The organism is Yersinia fenwicki (assembly GCF_043099325.1).
Classification (GTDB): domain Bacteria; phylum Pseudomonadota; class Gammaproteobacteria; order Enterobacterales; family Enterobacteriaceae; genus Yersinia.
On record NZ_CP170755.1, the window covers coordinates 3515263 to 3531165 of the forward strand.

The window sequence follows — 15903 nt, forward strand, 5'->3', positions numbered from 1 at the left end:
GTCATACTTCAAGCTGCATGTGCGTTGGCTTCCTTAGCGCTCTCCAGTCACTTACCTATGTAAGCTCTTGGGGATTCGCCTAGTTATCGCCTTCTTGCAACTCGAATTATGTAGGGTGTAATCATTTAGAAAAATAACAAGGTGAATCCCTATGACCGATAATCCATTACTGGTGCTACGTGAGCGCATAAGCGCACTAGACTTAAAACTGCTGGCATTGCTGGCAGAACGGCGTGAATTAGCGGTAGATGTGGCTAAAGCCAAACAACTTCATCACCGCCCGATCCGCGATAAAGAACGTGAGCGTGATTTGCTGGATGCGCTCATCACCGCAGCCAAACCTTATGACCTTGATGGCTTCTATATCACGCGCCTTTTTCAGCTGATTATTGAAGATTCAGTATTGACTCAACAAGCACTGTTACAACACCAGCTAAATCAAACCGCCCAGCACTCAGCCCGTATCGCCTTCCTTGGTCCAAAAGGCTCTTACTCACATCTGGCAGCGCGCCAATATGCAGCTCGTCACTTTGAACAATTGATTGAATGTGGTTGCCAAAAATTCCAGGATATCTTTACTCAAGTAGAAACAGGCCAAGCGGATTACGCCGTATTACCTATAGAGAACACCAGCTCCGGTTCTATTAACGACGTGTATGACTTGCTGCAACACACCAGCTTGTCAATTGTCGGTGAGATTACCAATCCGATTGATCACTGTGTTCTGGTCGCGACTGAAACAGGTCTGAGTCAAATCAAAACCGTCTACAGCCATCCACAGCCTTTCCAGCAGTGCAGCCAATTCATTAACCGTTTCCCGCATTGGAAAATCGAGTATTGCGAAAGCACTGCTGCGGCAATGGAAAAAGTGGCGCAATTGAACTCACCTGAAGCGGCCGCATTAGGAAGTGAAGCCGGTGGTGCGCTTTATAATTTACAGGTGTTGGAACACAATCTGGCGAATCAGCAGCAAAACATCACTCGCTTTATTATTCTTGCCCGTAAAGCTATTGATGTTTCTGACCAGATCCCGGCAAAAACCACCTTAATTCTGGCGACAGGGCAACAATCGGGAGCATTGGTTGAAGCACTACTGGTACTGAGAGATCACGGTATTATCATGACCAAGCTTGAATCACGGCCAATAAATGGCAATCCGTGGGAAGAGATGTTTTATATCGATGTACAGGCTAACTTGCGTTCTGAATCTATGCAAAAAGCGCTGGCAGACCTGACACCAATAACTCGGTCATTAAAAGTATTAGGCTGCTACCCAAGCGAAAACGTAGTTCCGGTCAATCCGAGCTAATCTCCTTCTCCCCTCTTTATAACCTAAATAGCAAAAAGTCACCCCGATATTGTCGGGATGACTTTTTGGCAATAGATAAGTTACAAATGGCTACTATTGGCGGTTATCGTTCGCCTGACGCAATAACGAGCGGCTCTCCACCAGGAAGCGTTCCGCGTAATCGCCAAACCAATGCTCAACTTTCTGGAAACTTTGCACAAAGGCTTGTTTGTCACTTTGCTCAAGCAAAGTGATCGCCTCACCAAAACGTTTGTAATAGCGTTTAATCAGCGCCAGATTATCTTCCGATGACATAATAATGTCGGCGTAAAGCTGTGGATCTTGTGCAAATAGCCGTCCCACCATTGCCAGTTCCAGCCGATAAATGGGTGAAGAGAGCGCCAATAGCTGTTCAAGCTGTACATTTTCTTCTGCTAAATGTAACCCATAGGCAAAGGTCGCAAAATGGCGCAATGCCTGAATGAACGCCATATTCTGGTCATGCTCAACCGCGCTAATACGATGTAATCTCGCGCCCCACACCTGCAACTGCTCTAGCAGCCACTGATAAGCTTCAGGGTCACGTCCATCGCAATACACTACAACCTGCTTTGCCAAACTGCCTACATCAGGCCCAAACATTGGGTGCAATCCTACCACTGGCCCTTCATGAGCGGCGAGCATAGCTTGCAGCGGCTTATTTTTGACTGAAGCAAGATCCAACAAAATGCAATCTGACGGCAATTTTGGCAATCGAGCTATCACTTCTTCAGTGATATGGATGGGCACACTGACAATCACCATCCCTGCATCTGCCAGAATAGATTCAGCCTGTGCCCAATCCTGTTGCTCAAGCGTTTTTACCTGATAACCGGACAGTGTGAGCATTCGACTGAATAAACGCCCCATCTGCCCCTCTCCACCGATGATAACCACCGGGCGCAGCTGTGGGCATAGTGTCTTAAACCCCTTGTCATTCTCGCTGGTATAAGACTCTCGCATTATCCGGCGCAATACGTCTTCAATCAAATCAGATGGAACACCTAAAGCCTCGGCTTCCTGTCGGCGTGAGGCCAACATCGCCGCCTCACGGTCTGGAACATAAATAGGCAAGCCATAACGGCTTTTAACTTCACCTACTTCTGCGACTAAATGCAGGCGCTTTGCCAGCAAATCCAATAGTGCTTTATCGACTTCATCAATTTGATCACGTAAAGCGGTCAGTTCAGCCACCATACTTACTTTTCCTCTGCAGTCCGTGCCGCCAGCGCTGAACGTAATTCCTGGTGCATGCCTCGTAACAGGGTTTCGGTACTGTCCCAATCAATACAGGCATCGGTTACTGAAACACCGTAGCGCATATCAGCGCGTGGTTGCTCAGAGGATTGATTACCTTCATGAATGTTACTTTCCAGCATCACACCAGTGATAGAACGATTGCCAGCCTTGATCTGTTCAACCACAGATTCAGCGACCGCAGTCTGACGACGGTAGTCTTTATTCGAATTACCATGACTGCAATCTATCATTAAGGATGGAACGAGTCCCGCATCCTGCATCTGTTTTTCACACTGCGCGACATCTTGCGCACTGTAATTAGGTGTTTTACCACCGCGCAAAATCACATGGCCGTGTGGGTTCCCTTGTGTTTGCAATAAGCAAACCTGGCCCGACTGGTTAATCCCCATGAAGCGGTGTGGCATAGCGGCGGCACGCATGGCATTAATAGCCGTGCCCAAACTGCCGTCAGTACCATTCTTAAACCCAACTGGCATCGATAAACCCGAAGCCATTTCACGGTGAGTTTGTGATTCAGTGGTACGCGCACCAATGGCTGACCAACTGAATAAATCGCCTAAGTATTGTGGGCTATTCGGATCCAGAGCTTCTGTCGCCAGAGGCAAACCCATGCCGACTAAATCCAACAATAATTGACGTGCGATATGCAACCCTCTTTCCACATCAAAAGAGCCATCCATTGCCGGATCATTGATTAAACCTTTCCAACCGACCGTGGTTCTCGGCTTTTCAAAATAGACACGCATCACGATATACAGGCTGTCACTTAATTGTGCAGAAAGCGTTTTCAAACGACGCGCATACTCCAAAGCCGCATCTACATCGTGAATAGAGCAGGGGCCACATACCACTAATAAGCGAGGATCTCGTCCTTGAACAATGTCAGCAATGGTTTTGCGCGCGCTAGCAATCGCATACTGATCATTGTCGCTCAATGGAAACTGATTTTTCAGTTCTTCCGGCGTTATCAGTACTTGTTCAGCACTGATGTGGACATTATTGAGCGCATCTTTTTGCATGATCATATTCTTTACCTGTCTCTGTTTAGCGGATGTCGTTTAGCGTGTTTGTCGTTTGAGGTTTCCACAATACCACGACATGTAAACTTTTCAATCCATATGTGTAAATAAATAATTACCCGCATGTTTACAGGCATATTTCGTTCTGACCTTTGCGGTAAGTCGCAGTTTCTGCAGATGCCTCTAACCTCACTCTGAGGCCATGATAAAATGCGGAAAATTTGTGGAGGCCGTATGTTAAGAGTCATCATCGTCGACGATGAACAACCTGCGCGTGAAGATTTACGCGAAAGATTAAGTGAAGAACATGATATTGAGATTGTCGCCGAATGTAGCAACGCCCTGGAAGCTATCCCCGCAATCCAACGCCTGCAACCCGATGTGATATTTCTCGATATCCAAATGCCGAGAATTAATGGCCTGGAGTTGGCTTCGATGCTCAATCCAGAAAAGATGCCGCAGATCGTGTTTGTTACCGCTTACGATGAATATGCTATCCGTGCTTTTGAAGAGCATGCCTTTGACTATCTGTTAAAGCCGCTCGACCAGCAACGGTTCGCCAAAACGCTCGTTCGCCTAAGAAGATGCCTTAGTGTAAATAATAATTTACACAAAATCACAGAGCCGATGCTGCGCCATATTCCGTGTTCTGGTCATAACCGTATTTTTTTACTGAAAATTGAGGAAGTAGAATATCTCAGTTCTGAACTGAGCGGCGTGCATGTAGTCGGAACCATACAATCAGGCTATACCCAGCTATCACTCAAAACGCTGGAAGAGAAAACACCTTTTGTCCGCTGCCATCGCCAATATATGGTTAATACTGAACAGCTGGGCGAGATACAACTGATGGATAATGGTTCTGCCGAAGTTATTACCCGCAGTGGTAAACATATTCCTGTGAGTCGTCGTTACTTAAAACCTCTAAAGGAGAAGTTGGGAATTAACTAGAGGCTATTTCAGCCTGAAATATATTTATATGTTGCGCCATTGTGCTATTAATGAATTCATTTAAAACAATATTAATACATTACTTTTACAACCTAATCTTATATTCCATTAACGCCAGCCAATTCCACTTTAATTAATTAGAAAAGTCAGATCTGATATAAAAACAGAGGCAGATCTCAGATTTAATTAATTACATAACTAAACAATATAGCCTTGATATTAGCAAGGTTTTAATCAATTCAACCTGTGCTCTGATAGATAAAAATGAGTAAGAGCCATGTCCATTGCTTAAATCCGCTAAATACAACGGAATTTCATTCATGTTGGAAGCAAGGTAATATTATGATAACACTACAATTTATAATTATAATTCTCTGTCTGTTAGTTGGGACACGCTATGGGGGTATGGGGCTGGGGTTAATAAGTGGTATTGGCTTATTTATTCTGACCTTTATCTTTGGCCTAGAACCAGGTAAACCCCCTGTCGATGTGATGCTGACGATATTAGCCGTGATCGGTTGTGCTGCTGTATTACAAACTGCGGGTGGCTTAAATGTAATGATGCAATTTGCTGAACGATTATTACGAAAACATCCTCAGCACATTACACTATTAGCCCCTTTTACAACGTGGTCATTAACCTTTTTATGTGGTACCGGACATGTTGTTTATACCATGTTCCCTATTATTTCCGATATTGCTATTAAAAAAGGTATTCGCCCGGAACGGCCAATGGCGGTTGCATCAGTTGCCTCGCAAATGGCAATTACAGCCTCCCCAGTATCAGTCGCGGTGGTGTCATTGGTATCAATTATTGGGGCTAACCACGGTATAGGTCAGGCTTACAGTATTCTGGAGATTCTGGCCGTATCAGTGCCCGCTTCTTTAGTTGGCGTTTTGATGGCTGCATTGTGGAGCTTACGCCGCGGTAAAGATCTGGATAAAGATCCAGATTTCCAGGCAAGAATCAAAGACCCAGAGCAACGCGACTTTATCTATGGCTCAACAGATACCTTACTAAATCAGGTTTTTCCGAAACAAGCTTATTGGTCAACTGCAATATTTTTTGTTGCTATTGCGTTAGTGGTGTTACTCGGTGCGTTTGCAGATCTGCGTCCTGCTTTTGAAGTTAAAGGCAAAATGCAGTCATTATCAATGAATCTGGTTATTCAGATGATGATGCTGATTGCCGGTGCCGTTATTCTGATGGGTTGTAAAGTTAAACCCAGCGATATCTCTAACGGCGCAGTATTCAAAGCCGGTATGGTCGCCATATTCTCAGTATTTGGTGTTGCCTGGATGAGTGATACCTTCTTCCAGGCCCATATGGGGGATCTAAAACTCGTGCTGGAAGATGTGGTGAAAGGCCATCCGTGGACTTATGCTATTGTTCTATTCCTGGTTTCAAAATTAGTTAATAGCCAGGCTGCAGCGCTTACTGCCATTGCGCCAATGGGATTGCAGTTGGGTGTTGATCCTAAAATGCTAATAGCCTTCTTCCCTGCAGCTTATGGCTACTTTGTGCTGCCAACCTACCCAAGTGATCTGGCTTGCATCGGTTTTGACCGCTCAGGCACGACCAAAATTGGCAAATTTATTATTAATCATAGCTTTATTATTCCAGGCCTTATCGGTGTTATCTGTTCATGCATCACCGGCTACGTGTTAGTCACCACTTTTATGTAAAAACGCGGAAGAACTAAATTAGGGGTCAGAGCAATTCTGGCCCTTTCATTTGTTTTTTGTCTGTATCCAAGTGCAAATTTTGCTGTTTATTACATTTTAATAATGAACTCATCAAAAAAACCTTCTTATTATAATTAATTATTCCATCCGAAATATCTTCTGAGCAAGTGGAATCACAACTGCTACAATGCGTGCCGCATCACAAAAATCATTTTCTTCACCATGGACCTATTATGTTTTCTTTGCGTCATACCAGGGCGTTGCCGTTTTATATCAGCACACTCGCTTTATCTCTCATCAGCACCTCAGTTCTTGCTGACGCGACTGTTTTTACTGCCTTAGACGATCCAGCCACAGCCAAAAAGAGCTTCGATGGTACCGTTGAAGCAGGCTATACCGCCCAGTCAGGCAATACCACGAACTCAACATTGACGGCCAACTCAACGTTAACTTGGTTCCAGCCTAATACCGCTTATAGTTTGTGGGGAGCAGCCCGTAATACTAGCGCCAACAATGAACGCTCTTCCGAACGTTATCAATTAGGTGGCCGTACTCGCTATAATTTGACTGATCGAAATTACCTGTTTGGACAAGCCAGTTGGTTGAGTGACCGTTATAACGGTTTTGATTCCCGCTCGGTTTTAACCACGGGTTATGGTCGTCAGATTATGACCACACCACTGCATAATCTGCGGGTGGAATTTGGTCCGGGTGTTCGCCATGATGAGTTTTATGAAGGTGGACGTGCGACGAAAGCCTTAGCCTATGCTGGCGGTAACTATACTTATCAGTTGACCGACAACACAGTGTTCAGTGAGGGTGTTTCAGCGCTGGCGAACGAAGAAACGACATTGAACTCAGAAACAGCATTGAACGTGGCTATCAATAAAAGCTTCGCTTTGCGCTTAGCCTATGTCGTGACCTACAACACTAAGCCGCCTGCCAGCGCACCAAAAAACACCGATACCACAACATCGGTAACTCTGGTTTACGGCCTCTAATCATTATCTATAGCGTGGTGTGATGCCACGCTAATTCCCTCGGATATCCCTTCTATTTATCTTCTATCGCCTAAATCATTCGAGTTGTAGGAAGGCAGCCAACACAAATGCAGCTTGAATATACCGGATATAGGAATAAAAAAAGGGGTTAGCACATGGCTAACCCCTTCATAACTATTAACTTTTGGATGAAGCCTGAGCTGTATCTTAGTTAATACGGTTAAGACGCTCTTTGATACGAGCAGACTTACCAGTACGCTCACGCAGATAGTACAGTTTCGCTTGACGAACGGCACCACGACGTTTCACAGTAATGCTGTCGATTACTGGGGAGTGAGTTTGGAATACACGCTCAACACCTTCGCCGTTGGAAATTTTACGAACGGTGAACGCAGAATGCAGACCGCGGTTACGAATAGCGATAACCACGCCCTCGAATGCCTGCAGACGCTTTTTAGAACCTTCAACAACCCATACCTTAACTTCCACGGAATCACCCGGACGGAATGCAGGTACGTCTTGCTTCATCTGCTCTTGTTCGATTTGCTTGATAATATTGCTCATAATAAGTCTCTTACCCTAGGTAAACTGATATATCAGGAAGTTGGCACGCGGCACAACATTCCTTTCATAGTTCTGTTGCTTCAGGGCTTGTGTTCCCGTTGGAACTCAGCCAGCAACACCATTTGCTCGTCAGTCAGAGCTAGGCTTTCTAGAAGTTCAGGTCTTCTAAGCCAGGTACGGCCCAGCGACTGCTTTAAGCGCCAGCGACGAATCTCGGCATGGTTACCCGACAGCAAGACTGGCGGTACTTCCATCCCTTCTAACACCTCAGGACGAGTGTAGTGTGGGCAATCCAGCAAACCATCAACAAAAGAATCTTCCTCCGCTGAGGCCTGATGACCCAGCACACCCGGGATAAAGCGGGATACTGAATCTATCAGAGTCATTGCCGGTAGCTCGCCACCGCTGAGAACATAATCGCCAATTGACCATTCTTCATCAATTTCAGTTTTGATTACGCGCTCATCAACTCCTTCGTACCGACCACACACCAGAATCATTTTCTGATTGGTCGCCAGTTCGCAAACACCCTGTTGGTCCAGTTTGCGCCCTTGAGGTGACAGATAAATCACCTTTGCTCCCTCGCCTGCCGCTGCTTTTGCTGCATGAATGGCTTCCCTTAGCGGTTGCACCATCATCAACATTCCCGGGCCACCACCATATGGGCGGTCATCCACGGTACGATGCCGATCGTAGGTAAAGTCACGAGGACTCCAACACTGCACGCTCAGCAGGCCATTTTTTACTGCCCGGCCAGTCACCCCGTAATCGGTTATTGCGCGGAACATCTCGGGAAACAGGCTAATAACACCAATCCACATTGTTTTGTTCCACTCATCTTTGCCGTTTAATTCGGAGGTCAAAAACCAGGATCCCAATCTACTTCAACACGTTGAGCAGTGAGATCGACATTCTTGATAACCTGCCCATGAAGAAACGGGACCAACCGCTCCTTCATACCGAATGCATCTTTCAGGTTTGCCTTCACGACCATCACATCGTTAGAACCGGTTTCCATCATATCGATGATTTTACCCAGTTCATAACCCGCGGTTGTTACTACCTGACAGCCCATAAGGTCTTTCCAGTAGTAATCATCCTCTTCCAGTTCAGGCAGTTGTTTGGAATCGACGACAATTTCGCAATTGGTCAGTAGATTCGCGGCATCCCGATCATCAACACCTTTAACCTTAATGATCAGATCCTGACTGTGGCGCTTCCAGTCTTCCAACTCGACATGCTGCCACTTACCACCCTGCTGGATAAACCACGGCTGGTAATCAAAAATGCTTTCGGCGTTCTCGGTGGATGAAAATACTCTGAGCCAACCGCGAATGCCGTAAGTTGAACCCATTTTACCGAGAACAATCGGCTGTTCGGGAACCACTGGATTGAGTTGCTTGCTCATAATAACCACCACCGCGACAGATTAAGCTGCTTTCTTAGCTTCTTTGATCAGCGCAGATACGCGATCAGAAACTGTTGCACCCAGCTCAACCCAATGGTTGATACGATCCAGGTCCAAACGCAGAGCTTCAGCCTGACCAGATGCGATCGGGTTAAAGAAGCCTACACGTTCGATGAAACGGCCGTCACGAGCATTACGGCTGTCAGTTACTACTACTTGATAGAACGGACGCTTTTTAGCGCCGCCACGAGCCAAACGAATTGTTACCATAACATCCTCTTTAGTTAATAAAACAACTGGACCCCATCGGGGAACGGGGTCCAGTTGCAATATAAAAAGCCCGAAAATTTTACTCATTTTGGCGCAAAAAGCAATCTAAAGCGTAGATTCCTATGCGCTAGTTTTATAATGAGCACAATTTTCTTCGTTTACCGCTGTTTTCAGCGGGAAATCTTTGCTCACATCACGCCGGTTAACATCGCAGCACGAAATATGCCCTTCGTACTCGAAGCTACAGGGTTGTTAGCTGCACGCCCTCACCCGAATCACTGACTTGAGTAAGCTCATCGAGATTCGTTTACTGGCCGCCTACCTGCAACTCCAATCACTTTGGGTGTGACACTTAGCGGCCCGGGAAACCTGGTGGCATCATACCTTTCATGCCACGCATCATTTTAGCCAAACCGCCATTTTTCATTTTCTTCATCATGCGCTGCATTTCGTCGAACTGCTTGAGTAAGCGGTTAACATCCTGCACTTGTACACCAGAACCCGTGGCGATACGGCGCTTACGTGAACCTTTAATGATTTCTGGCTTGGCGCGTTCTTTCAGCGTCATCGAATTGATGATAGCTTCCATCCGCACGGTCACCTTGTCATCCATCTGCGATTTCACGTTATCCGGTAACTGTCCCGCACCCGGCATTTTACTCAACATGCTGGCCATACCGCCCATATTGCGCATTTGCTTCAGTTGGTCCAGGAAGTCATTGAGATCGAAGCCATCGCCTTTTTTCAGCTTTGTTGCCAGTTTTTCCGCTTGTGCGCGGTCAACTTTGCTTTCGATATCTTCAATCAGCGACAGGACATCGCCCATTCCCAGAATACGTGAAGCCACGCGGTCTGGATGGAAGGGCTCGAGCGCATCTGACTTTTCACCGACACCAAGGAATTTAATCGGCTTACCGGTAATATGACGGATAGACAACGCAGCACCGCCACGGGCATCACCATCAACTTTGGTCAGCACGACACCGGTGAGCGGCAGCGCTTCGTTAAATGCCTTCGCTGTATTGGCCGCATCCTGACCGGTCATGGCATCCACAACAAACAAAGTTTCAACCGGATTAATCGCGGCATGAACTTGTTTGATTTCGTCCATCATCGCTTCATCGACGTGCAAGCGACCGGCAGTATCGACAATCAGAACATCATAAAATTTAAGCTTCGCCTGCTGTAGAGCACGATTGACGATATCAATCGGTTTTTCTTGTACATCAGACGGGAAGAAATCAATGCCAACACCCTGAGCCAGGGTTTCCAACTGTTTGATCGCCGCAGGGCGATACACGTCAGCGGAAACAACCAGCACTTTTTTCTTCTGTTTTTCTTTAAGGAACTTACCCAGCTTAGCCACACTGGTGGTTTTACCTGCGCCTTGCAAGCCGGCCATTAACACCACTGCTGGCGGTTGCGCTGCCAGATTCAGTTCGTTATTGACCTCGCCCATCGCGGCAATAAGTTCATTTTTAACGATTTTGACAAATTCCTGTCCTGGCGTGAGGCTCTTATTGACCTCATGCCCGACAGCGCGCTCTTTTACCCGGTTAATAAAATCACGAACAACCGGCAGAGCTACGTCAGCTTCCAGTAACGCCATGCGTACTTCACGTAGCGTTTCTTTAATATTTTCTTCTGTCAGCCGGCCACGGCCGCTGATATTGCGCAATGTGCGCGACAATCGATCAGTTAAGTTCTCAAACATTGTCTCATACTCAACGTGGAAACAGGCCGCTCTGGCGACACAATGGGGGGATTATAACACGAAGCTTAAACGATCTCTGCCCTCACATCGGAGAACGGTTGGAGAGGGACGCGCTCGACGCTATACTGGCTATCTAATTCACTTAGCCGATGCCCATATAACGCTATGCCCGTGTTCTCCATTTTGGCTTTGATCGCATATTCGCTCAGCCTGGGCTTGATTGTCCCAAGCTTGGTGCAGAAAAATAGTGCTTACCGGCGGTTAGCGCTGGTTTCTGCCGTCGTGGCGCTAGTGTGCCATGCTATTGCTCTGAAGCATCAGATTTTTGATGTCGGCGGTGGCCAAAACCTCACTTTATTGAATATCGGCTCCATTGTCGGGCTGATGATTTGCACCATCATGACTATCGTCGCCTCACAAGGCCGTGGATGGTTTTTGCTGCCAATAGTTTATAGCTTCGCCATGATCAATCTTGCACTGGCCAGTCTGCTCCCTGGTGAGTTCATTACTCATCTGGAAGCCAGTCCGGCCATTTTCGTTCACATTGGGCTAGCACTATTTGCCTACGCCACTCTTATCATCGCAGCACTATACGCCCTTCAACTGGCTTGGCTCGATTATCAGTTAAAAAATAAGAAAGTCACCTTTAATGCTGATATGCCGCCCTTGATGAGCATTGAACGTAAAATGTTTCACATCACCCAAATCGGGGTGGTTTTACTGACCCTAACATTGTGTACTGGCCTGCTTTATATGGATGACATATTCAGTAAAGAAAACGTCCATAAAGCGGTGTTATCAATCATGGCGTGGTTTGTCTACATCGTTTTATTGTGGGGCCATTACCACGAAGGCTGGCGCGGGCGTAGAGTGATTTGGTTCAGTTTTGCAGGCGCATTTTTACTCACTCTGGCCTATTTTGGCAGCCGCCTGCTACAGGAAATCATGATCTCTTAGCCATCATTACAATCATCCACACATAGCCTTGTCGAACCCACAAGGCTTTCATTGTTATTAAGGAACACTGTGTTGGATCATGTCTCAACTAGCACGCTGATCATCATTCTGGTCATTATGGTCGTAGTTTCGGCTTATTTTTCAGCTTCAGAAACCGGCATGATGACACTCAATCGCTACCGCCTACGCCACTTATCCAAGCAAGGTAACCGCGCCGCACGTCGGGTTGAGAAACTCTTACGTCGCCCTGACCGCCTAATAAGTTTGGTATTAATTGGCAATAATTTGGTCAATATTCTGGCCTCTGCACTGGCAACCATCGTTGGTATCCGACTTTATGGCAATGCCGGGGTCGCCATAGCCACAGGTGTATTAACTTTTGTGGTGCTGATTTTTGCCGAAGTGATGCCGAAGACTATCGCCGCCCTTTATCCTGAACGCGTGGCGTTCCCCAGTAGTGTTTTACTGGCCCCATTACAAAAAATCATGCTGCCACTGGTATGGCTACTCAATACCATTACTCGTGGGCTGATGCGCTTGTGTGGTATCCGCGGAAACATTCACAGTAGTGATGCAGTGAGTAAAGATGAATTGCGCAGCATTGTGAATGAATCGCACTCACAAATTTCTCGTCGTAATCAAGATATGTTGATATCCGTGCTAGATCTGGAGAAGGTCACCGTCAGCGATATCATGGTGCCGCGTAATGAGGTAGTCGGCATTGATATCAATGATGATTGGAAATCAATCATGCGGCAGCTCACTCACTCCCCACATGGTCGTATCGTTTTGTATCGCCAATCATTAGATGATGCTATCGGCATGCTGCGCGTGCGAGAAGCCTACCGGCTCATGACAGAGAAAAAAGAATTCAATAAAGAAAATTTGCTGCGTGCTGCCGATGAGATCTATTTTATCCCAGAAGGCACACCATTAAATGTGCAACTGGTGAAATTCCAGCGTAATAAAGAAAAAGTCGGCATGATTGTCGACGAGTATGGTGATATTCAGGGATTAGTGACCGTTGAAGATATTTTGGAAGAGATAGTCGGCGACTTCACAACATCAATGTCTCCGAGCTTGGCAGAAGAGGTCAATCCGCAGAGCGATGGCTCTGTACTCATTGATGGCAGCGCCAATGTGCGCGAATTGAATAAAGCATTTAACTGGTCACTCCCTATCGAAGCACGCACAATCAATGGCATGTTACTGGAAGAAATCGAAGATATCCCTCTGGTAGATGCGCAGGTTCGTGTTGGAAATTATCTGATTGATGTGCTGGACGTACAGGAAAATATGATTAAACGGGTGCGGGTTACTCCTATCCTGCCTGATAACCATGCGCGCTAATCAGTGATATCAAGAAAATAAAAAGACGCCTTTTTAGCGTCTTTTTTGCATTTATCTGCCAAACACCACAATCTACAACTGAAAACTAGATATGTAATTCAGTCAATTTTTCTTTCGGCAATGCCAGTTCTTCGTTGTGATTGATACGCACGCCGCGGTCGATAATCCCTTTGGCTATCTCCTGCGCTTCTTCCAACGAATGCATATGGTAAGTGCCACACTGATATTCGTTCAATTCAGGAATTTTGCGCTGGTCGGTCACTTTCAATACATCAGCCATTGCCGCTTTCCAGGCATCAGCAACTCGCTGCTCATCTGGCGTACCAATCAGGCTCATATAGAAACCGGTACGACATCCCATTGGGGATATATCGATAATCTCCACACCATTACCATTGAGGTGGTTACGCATAAAACCGGCAAACAAGTGCTCAAGTGTATGAATCCCTCGTTCTGGCATCACTTCTTTATTCGGCACACAGAAACGTAAATCGAATACCGTTATCTCGTCGCCATGAGGGGTTTTCATCGTCTTAGCAACGCGTACAGCCGGAGCTTTCATAATGGTATGGTCTACGGTAAAGCTATCCAATAATGGCATTTAGTTACCTCCTCATAAAAAAATAATTTTTATTCGATCTTTTTTTCGCAACTCATGAAACTTTTTTGTATCCCGCACGTCTTAATATGTGAAAGACGCGCATTTGTTATCATCATCCCTGTTATCAGAGATGTTAATTTGGCCACAGCAATGTGGCCTTTTCTTTTTATTGCCCGCCGTGAAGTACCAAATACTCTTCAAAGCTTAGCTTATCTTTGGCTTCCAGCTCACGTTGACGTACCCAAGAAGCAGCACCCTCTTCGGATAATTGCTCTTCAGTTAGCAATTCCAACGGTTCATTTTGCAGCATTTCCCTGTAGCGCTCTGCTAACTCAAGGCCAACACCACCAATACCACCTTCTTTCATCGCTTGCAAAATACGTGCAGAGAACGTCAGGTTCGGATCATCAAAGGATGCAACAAGTTCATCACAAACCTGTTGATATTCGGTGCTATCTTTATCATCCAAGACTTCTGCAACACGGCGCAAGTCGGCAAATAGATCTTTACCGACCTTTTCCAGCGGCTCACGTGTATCGTTACATCCCCTCCCGATGGTCTGTCCCGGTTTACGCCCTTCCAAAATAACCCGATTCCAATTTTTACGGGTGCACAGCAGCTCATCACTACTCATTTCAGGCGCATCCGCCAGTACACACCAAATCAAGAACAGATCAAGGAAGCGTGCCTGTACCGCATCAACACCAATAGGTGAGAATGGATTGATGTCTAAGGAACGGACTTCAATATACTCAATACCGCCGCGCAGCAATGCATCAGATGGCGACTCACCAGCACGGGTAACCCGCTTAGGTCGAATCGGAGCATAAAGTTCATTTTCAATCTGTAACACATTGGTGTTCAGTTGCAGATGACGATCACCGTCTTTTAGTCCCAATGCCGCATATTCTTCTGATGGTGTTTGAATTGCGCGCTTCAACCCAGCAACATAGGTATGCAGGTCATTAAACGTAATCCCTAAATTGCTTTGTGATTTATTGGTATAACCCAAATCACTCAAGCGCAATGAGGTGGCATACGGCAGATAACACATCCCTTTATCATTGCGCTCAAACGGTAATGCCGTTTCACGCCCTTGCAGGAATGATGCACAAATGGCCGGTGATGCACCAAACAGATAAGGAATAACCCAGCCAAAGCGATAATAGTTACGTATCAGGCGGAAATATCCCGCTGAAATCTCTTCCTTCCCGCTTTTTTCATCGGTAACACCCGCCCACGCTTGCCAAAACTCCAGCGGCAAAGAGAAGTTATAGTGCACGCCGGAAATAGTTTGCATCAAGGCACCATAACGGTTTTTTAAACCCTCACGGTAAAGAGTCTTGAAACGGCCAATGTTAGAAGAGCCATATTTAGCAAGCTCGATATCCTGCTCTGCACCAATAAAGCAAGGCATGCTAAGTGGCCACATACGCTCATCACCAAGTTTGCGTGCGGTATAACGATGAATATCACGCAAAAAAGTCAGCAAATGGTCAATATCGCCATCTACTGGAGTAATAAATTCCAGTAATGCCTCAGCAAAGTCGGTGGTAATCCATTGATGTGTCAGTGCAGCACCCAATGACTCGGGGTGGCCTGTCGAGGCTAATTGGCCATCGGCAGTTACTCTCAATGTTTCCCGCTCGATACCGCGGCGGATACCTTTCAGGGCTTTAGGGTGCGCTTCCAACCAAGTCAGCGCGTGTGATACATCCGGGATCAAATCGACCTCCCGCTCTTGAAAACCATAACTCGCCAGCATACTGAAACTGCATAGATGTGACTACGTAAG

15 protein-coding genes are annotated in these 15903 nt (G+C 46.3%); 6 read left to right on the forward strand and 9 right to left on the reverse strand.

All coding sequences use genetic code 11. From position 1 onward, the window contains the following. The first annotated feature begins 151 nt into the window (after positions 1 to 151). The gene (pheA, locus tag ACF3VQ_RS16015) at positions 152 to 1309 is read left to right on the forward strand and encodes a bifunctional chorismate mutase/prephenate dehydratase (RefSeq protein WP_392432128.1); all 1158 of its coding nucleotides are present in this window, start codon (positions 152 to 154) and stop codon (positions 1307 to 1309) included. A gap of 93 nt (positions 1310 to 1402) precedes the next feature. Here pheA and tyrA read toward each other — a convergent pair whose 3' ends face one another. Both tyrA and ACF3VQ_RS16025 read right to left on the reverse strand, forming a co-directional pair. Beyond that, positions 1403 to 2524, reverse strand: a complete 1122-nt coding sequence (tyrA, locus tag ACF3VQ_RS16020) for a bifunctional chorismate mutase/prephenate dehydrogenase (RefSeq protein WP_392432129.1) — start codon at positions 2522 to 2524, stop codon at positions 1403 to 1405. Positions 2525 to 2526: 2 nt separating this feature from the next. Beyond that, complete coding sequence (locus tag ACF3VQ_RS16025) at positions 2527 to 3606, reverse strand: 3-deoxy-7-phosphoheptulonate synthase (protein WP_392435630.1); 1080 nt, start codon at positions 3604 to 3606, stop codon at positions 2527 to 2529. A gap of 234 nt (positions 3607 to 3840) precedes the next feature. On the opposite strand from ACF3VQ_RS16025, the gene btsR reads away from it, so the two are divergent. The 3 genes from btsR to ACF3VQ_RS16040 all read left to right on the forward strand — a co-directional run bounded on the left by btsR (position 3841) and on the right by ACF3VQ_RS16040 (position 7244). Continuing rightward, entirely contained in the window at positions 3841 to 4557 is a 717-nt protein-coding gene (gene btsR, locus ACF3VQ_RS16030) for a two-component system response regulator BtsR (RefSeq protein ID WP_392432130.1), read from the forward strand. A 342-nt stretch (positions 4558 to 4899) separates the two neighbouring features. Further along, entirely contained in the window at positions 4900 to 6243 is a 1344-nt protein-coding gene (locus tag ACF3VQ_RS16035; protein WP_392432131.1) for an anaerobic C4-dicarboxylate transporter, read from the forward strand. 233 nt (positions 6244 to 6476) lie between these two features. Further along, on the forward strand, positions 6477 to 7244 hold the full coding sequence (locus tag ACF3VQ_RS16040) for a YdiY family protein (protein WP_046051510.1): 768 nt from the start codon (positions 6477 to 6479) through the stop codon (positions 7242 to 7244). A 207-nt stretch (positions 7245 to 7451) separates the two neighbouring features. Here ACF3VQ_RS16040 and rplS read toward each other — a convergent pair whose 3' ends face one another. The 5 genes from rplS to ffh form a co-directional block, all read right to left on the reverse strand. Then, complete coding sequence (rplS, locus tag ACF3VQ_RS16045; protein ID WP_042547926.1) at positions 7452 to 7808, reverse strand: 50S ribosomal protein L19; 357 nt, start codon at positions 7806 to 7808, stop codon at positions 7452 to 7454. Positions 7809 to 7888: 80 nt separating this feature from the next. Then, positions 7889 to 8629 carry a tRNA (guanosine(37)-N1)-methyltransferase TrmD gene (trmD, locus tag ACF3VQ_RS16050; RefSeq protein ID WP_004393426.1) on the reverse strand — a complete coding sequence of 247 codons (741 nt, stop codon included), beginning with the start codon at positions 8627 to 8629 and terminating at the stop codon, positions 7889 to 7891. Positions 8630 to 8667: 38 nt separating this feature from the next. Then, on the reverse strand, positions 8668 to 9216 hold the full coding sequence (gene rimM / locus ACF3VQ_RS16055) for a ribosome maturation factor RimM (protein ID WP_005166009.1): 549 nt from the start codon (positions 9214 to 9216) through the stop codon (positions 8668 to 8670). A 21-nt stretch (positions 9217 to 9237) separates the two neighbouring features. Further along, entirely contained in the window at positions 9238 to 9486 is a 249-nt protein-coding gene (gene rpsP / locus ACF3VQ_RS16060) for a 30S ribosomal protein S16 (protein ID WP_005166006.1), read from the reverse strand. Between the two features lie 352 nt (positions 9487 to 9838). Beyond that, positions 9839 to 11200 carry a signal recognition particle protein gene (ffh, locus tag ACF3VQ_RS16065; RefSeq protein WP_005167432.1) on the reverse strand — a complete coding sequence of 454 codons (1362 nt, stop codon included), beginning with the start codon at positions 11198 to 11200 and terminating at the stop codon, positions 9839 to 9841. 165 nt (positions 11201 to 11365) lie between these two features. Here ffh and ACF3VQ_RS16070 point away from each other — a divergent pair, with 165 nt between their 5' ends. Both ACF3VQ_RS16070 and ACF3VQ_RS16075 read left to right on the forward strand, forming a co-directional pair. Next, positions 11366 to 12157: an inner membrane protein YpjD gene (locus tag ACF3VQ_RS16070; protein WP_005167431.1), complete on the forward strand. Its 792-nt coding sequence runs from the start codon at positions 11366 to 11368 to the stop codon at positions 12155 to 12157. A 72-nt stretch (positions 12158 to 12229) separates the two neighbouring features. Beyond that, complete coding sequence (locus tag ACF3VQ_RS16075; protein WP_392435633.1) at positions 12230 to 13507, forward strand: HlyC/CorC family transporter; 1278 nt, start codon at positions 12230 to 12232, stop codon at positions 13505 to 13507. Between the two features lie 85 nt (positions 13508 to 13592). On the opposite strand, the gene luxS is transcribed toward ACF3VQ_RS16075, so the two are convergent. Both luxS and gshA read right to left on the reverse strand, forming a co-directional pair. Then, complete coding sequence (gene luxS, locus ACF3VQ_RS16080; RefSeq protein WP_004877244.1) at positions 13593 to 14108, reverse strand: S-ribosylhomocysteine lyase; 516 nt, start codon at positions 14106 to 14108, stop codon at positions 13593 to 13595. Positions 14109 to 14274: 166 nt separating this feature from the next. Beyond that, positions 14275 to 15873, reverse strand: coding sequence for a glutamate--cysteine ligase (gene gshA, locus ACF3VQ_RS16085; RefSeq protein ID WP_392432132.1), 1599 nt, complete (start codon positions 15871 to 15873; stop codon positions 14275 to 14277). Between the last annotated feature and the right edge of the window lie 30 nt (positions 15874 to 15903).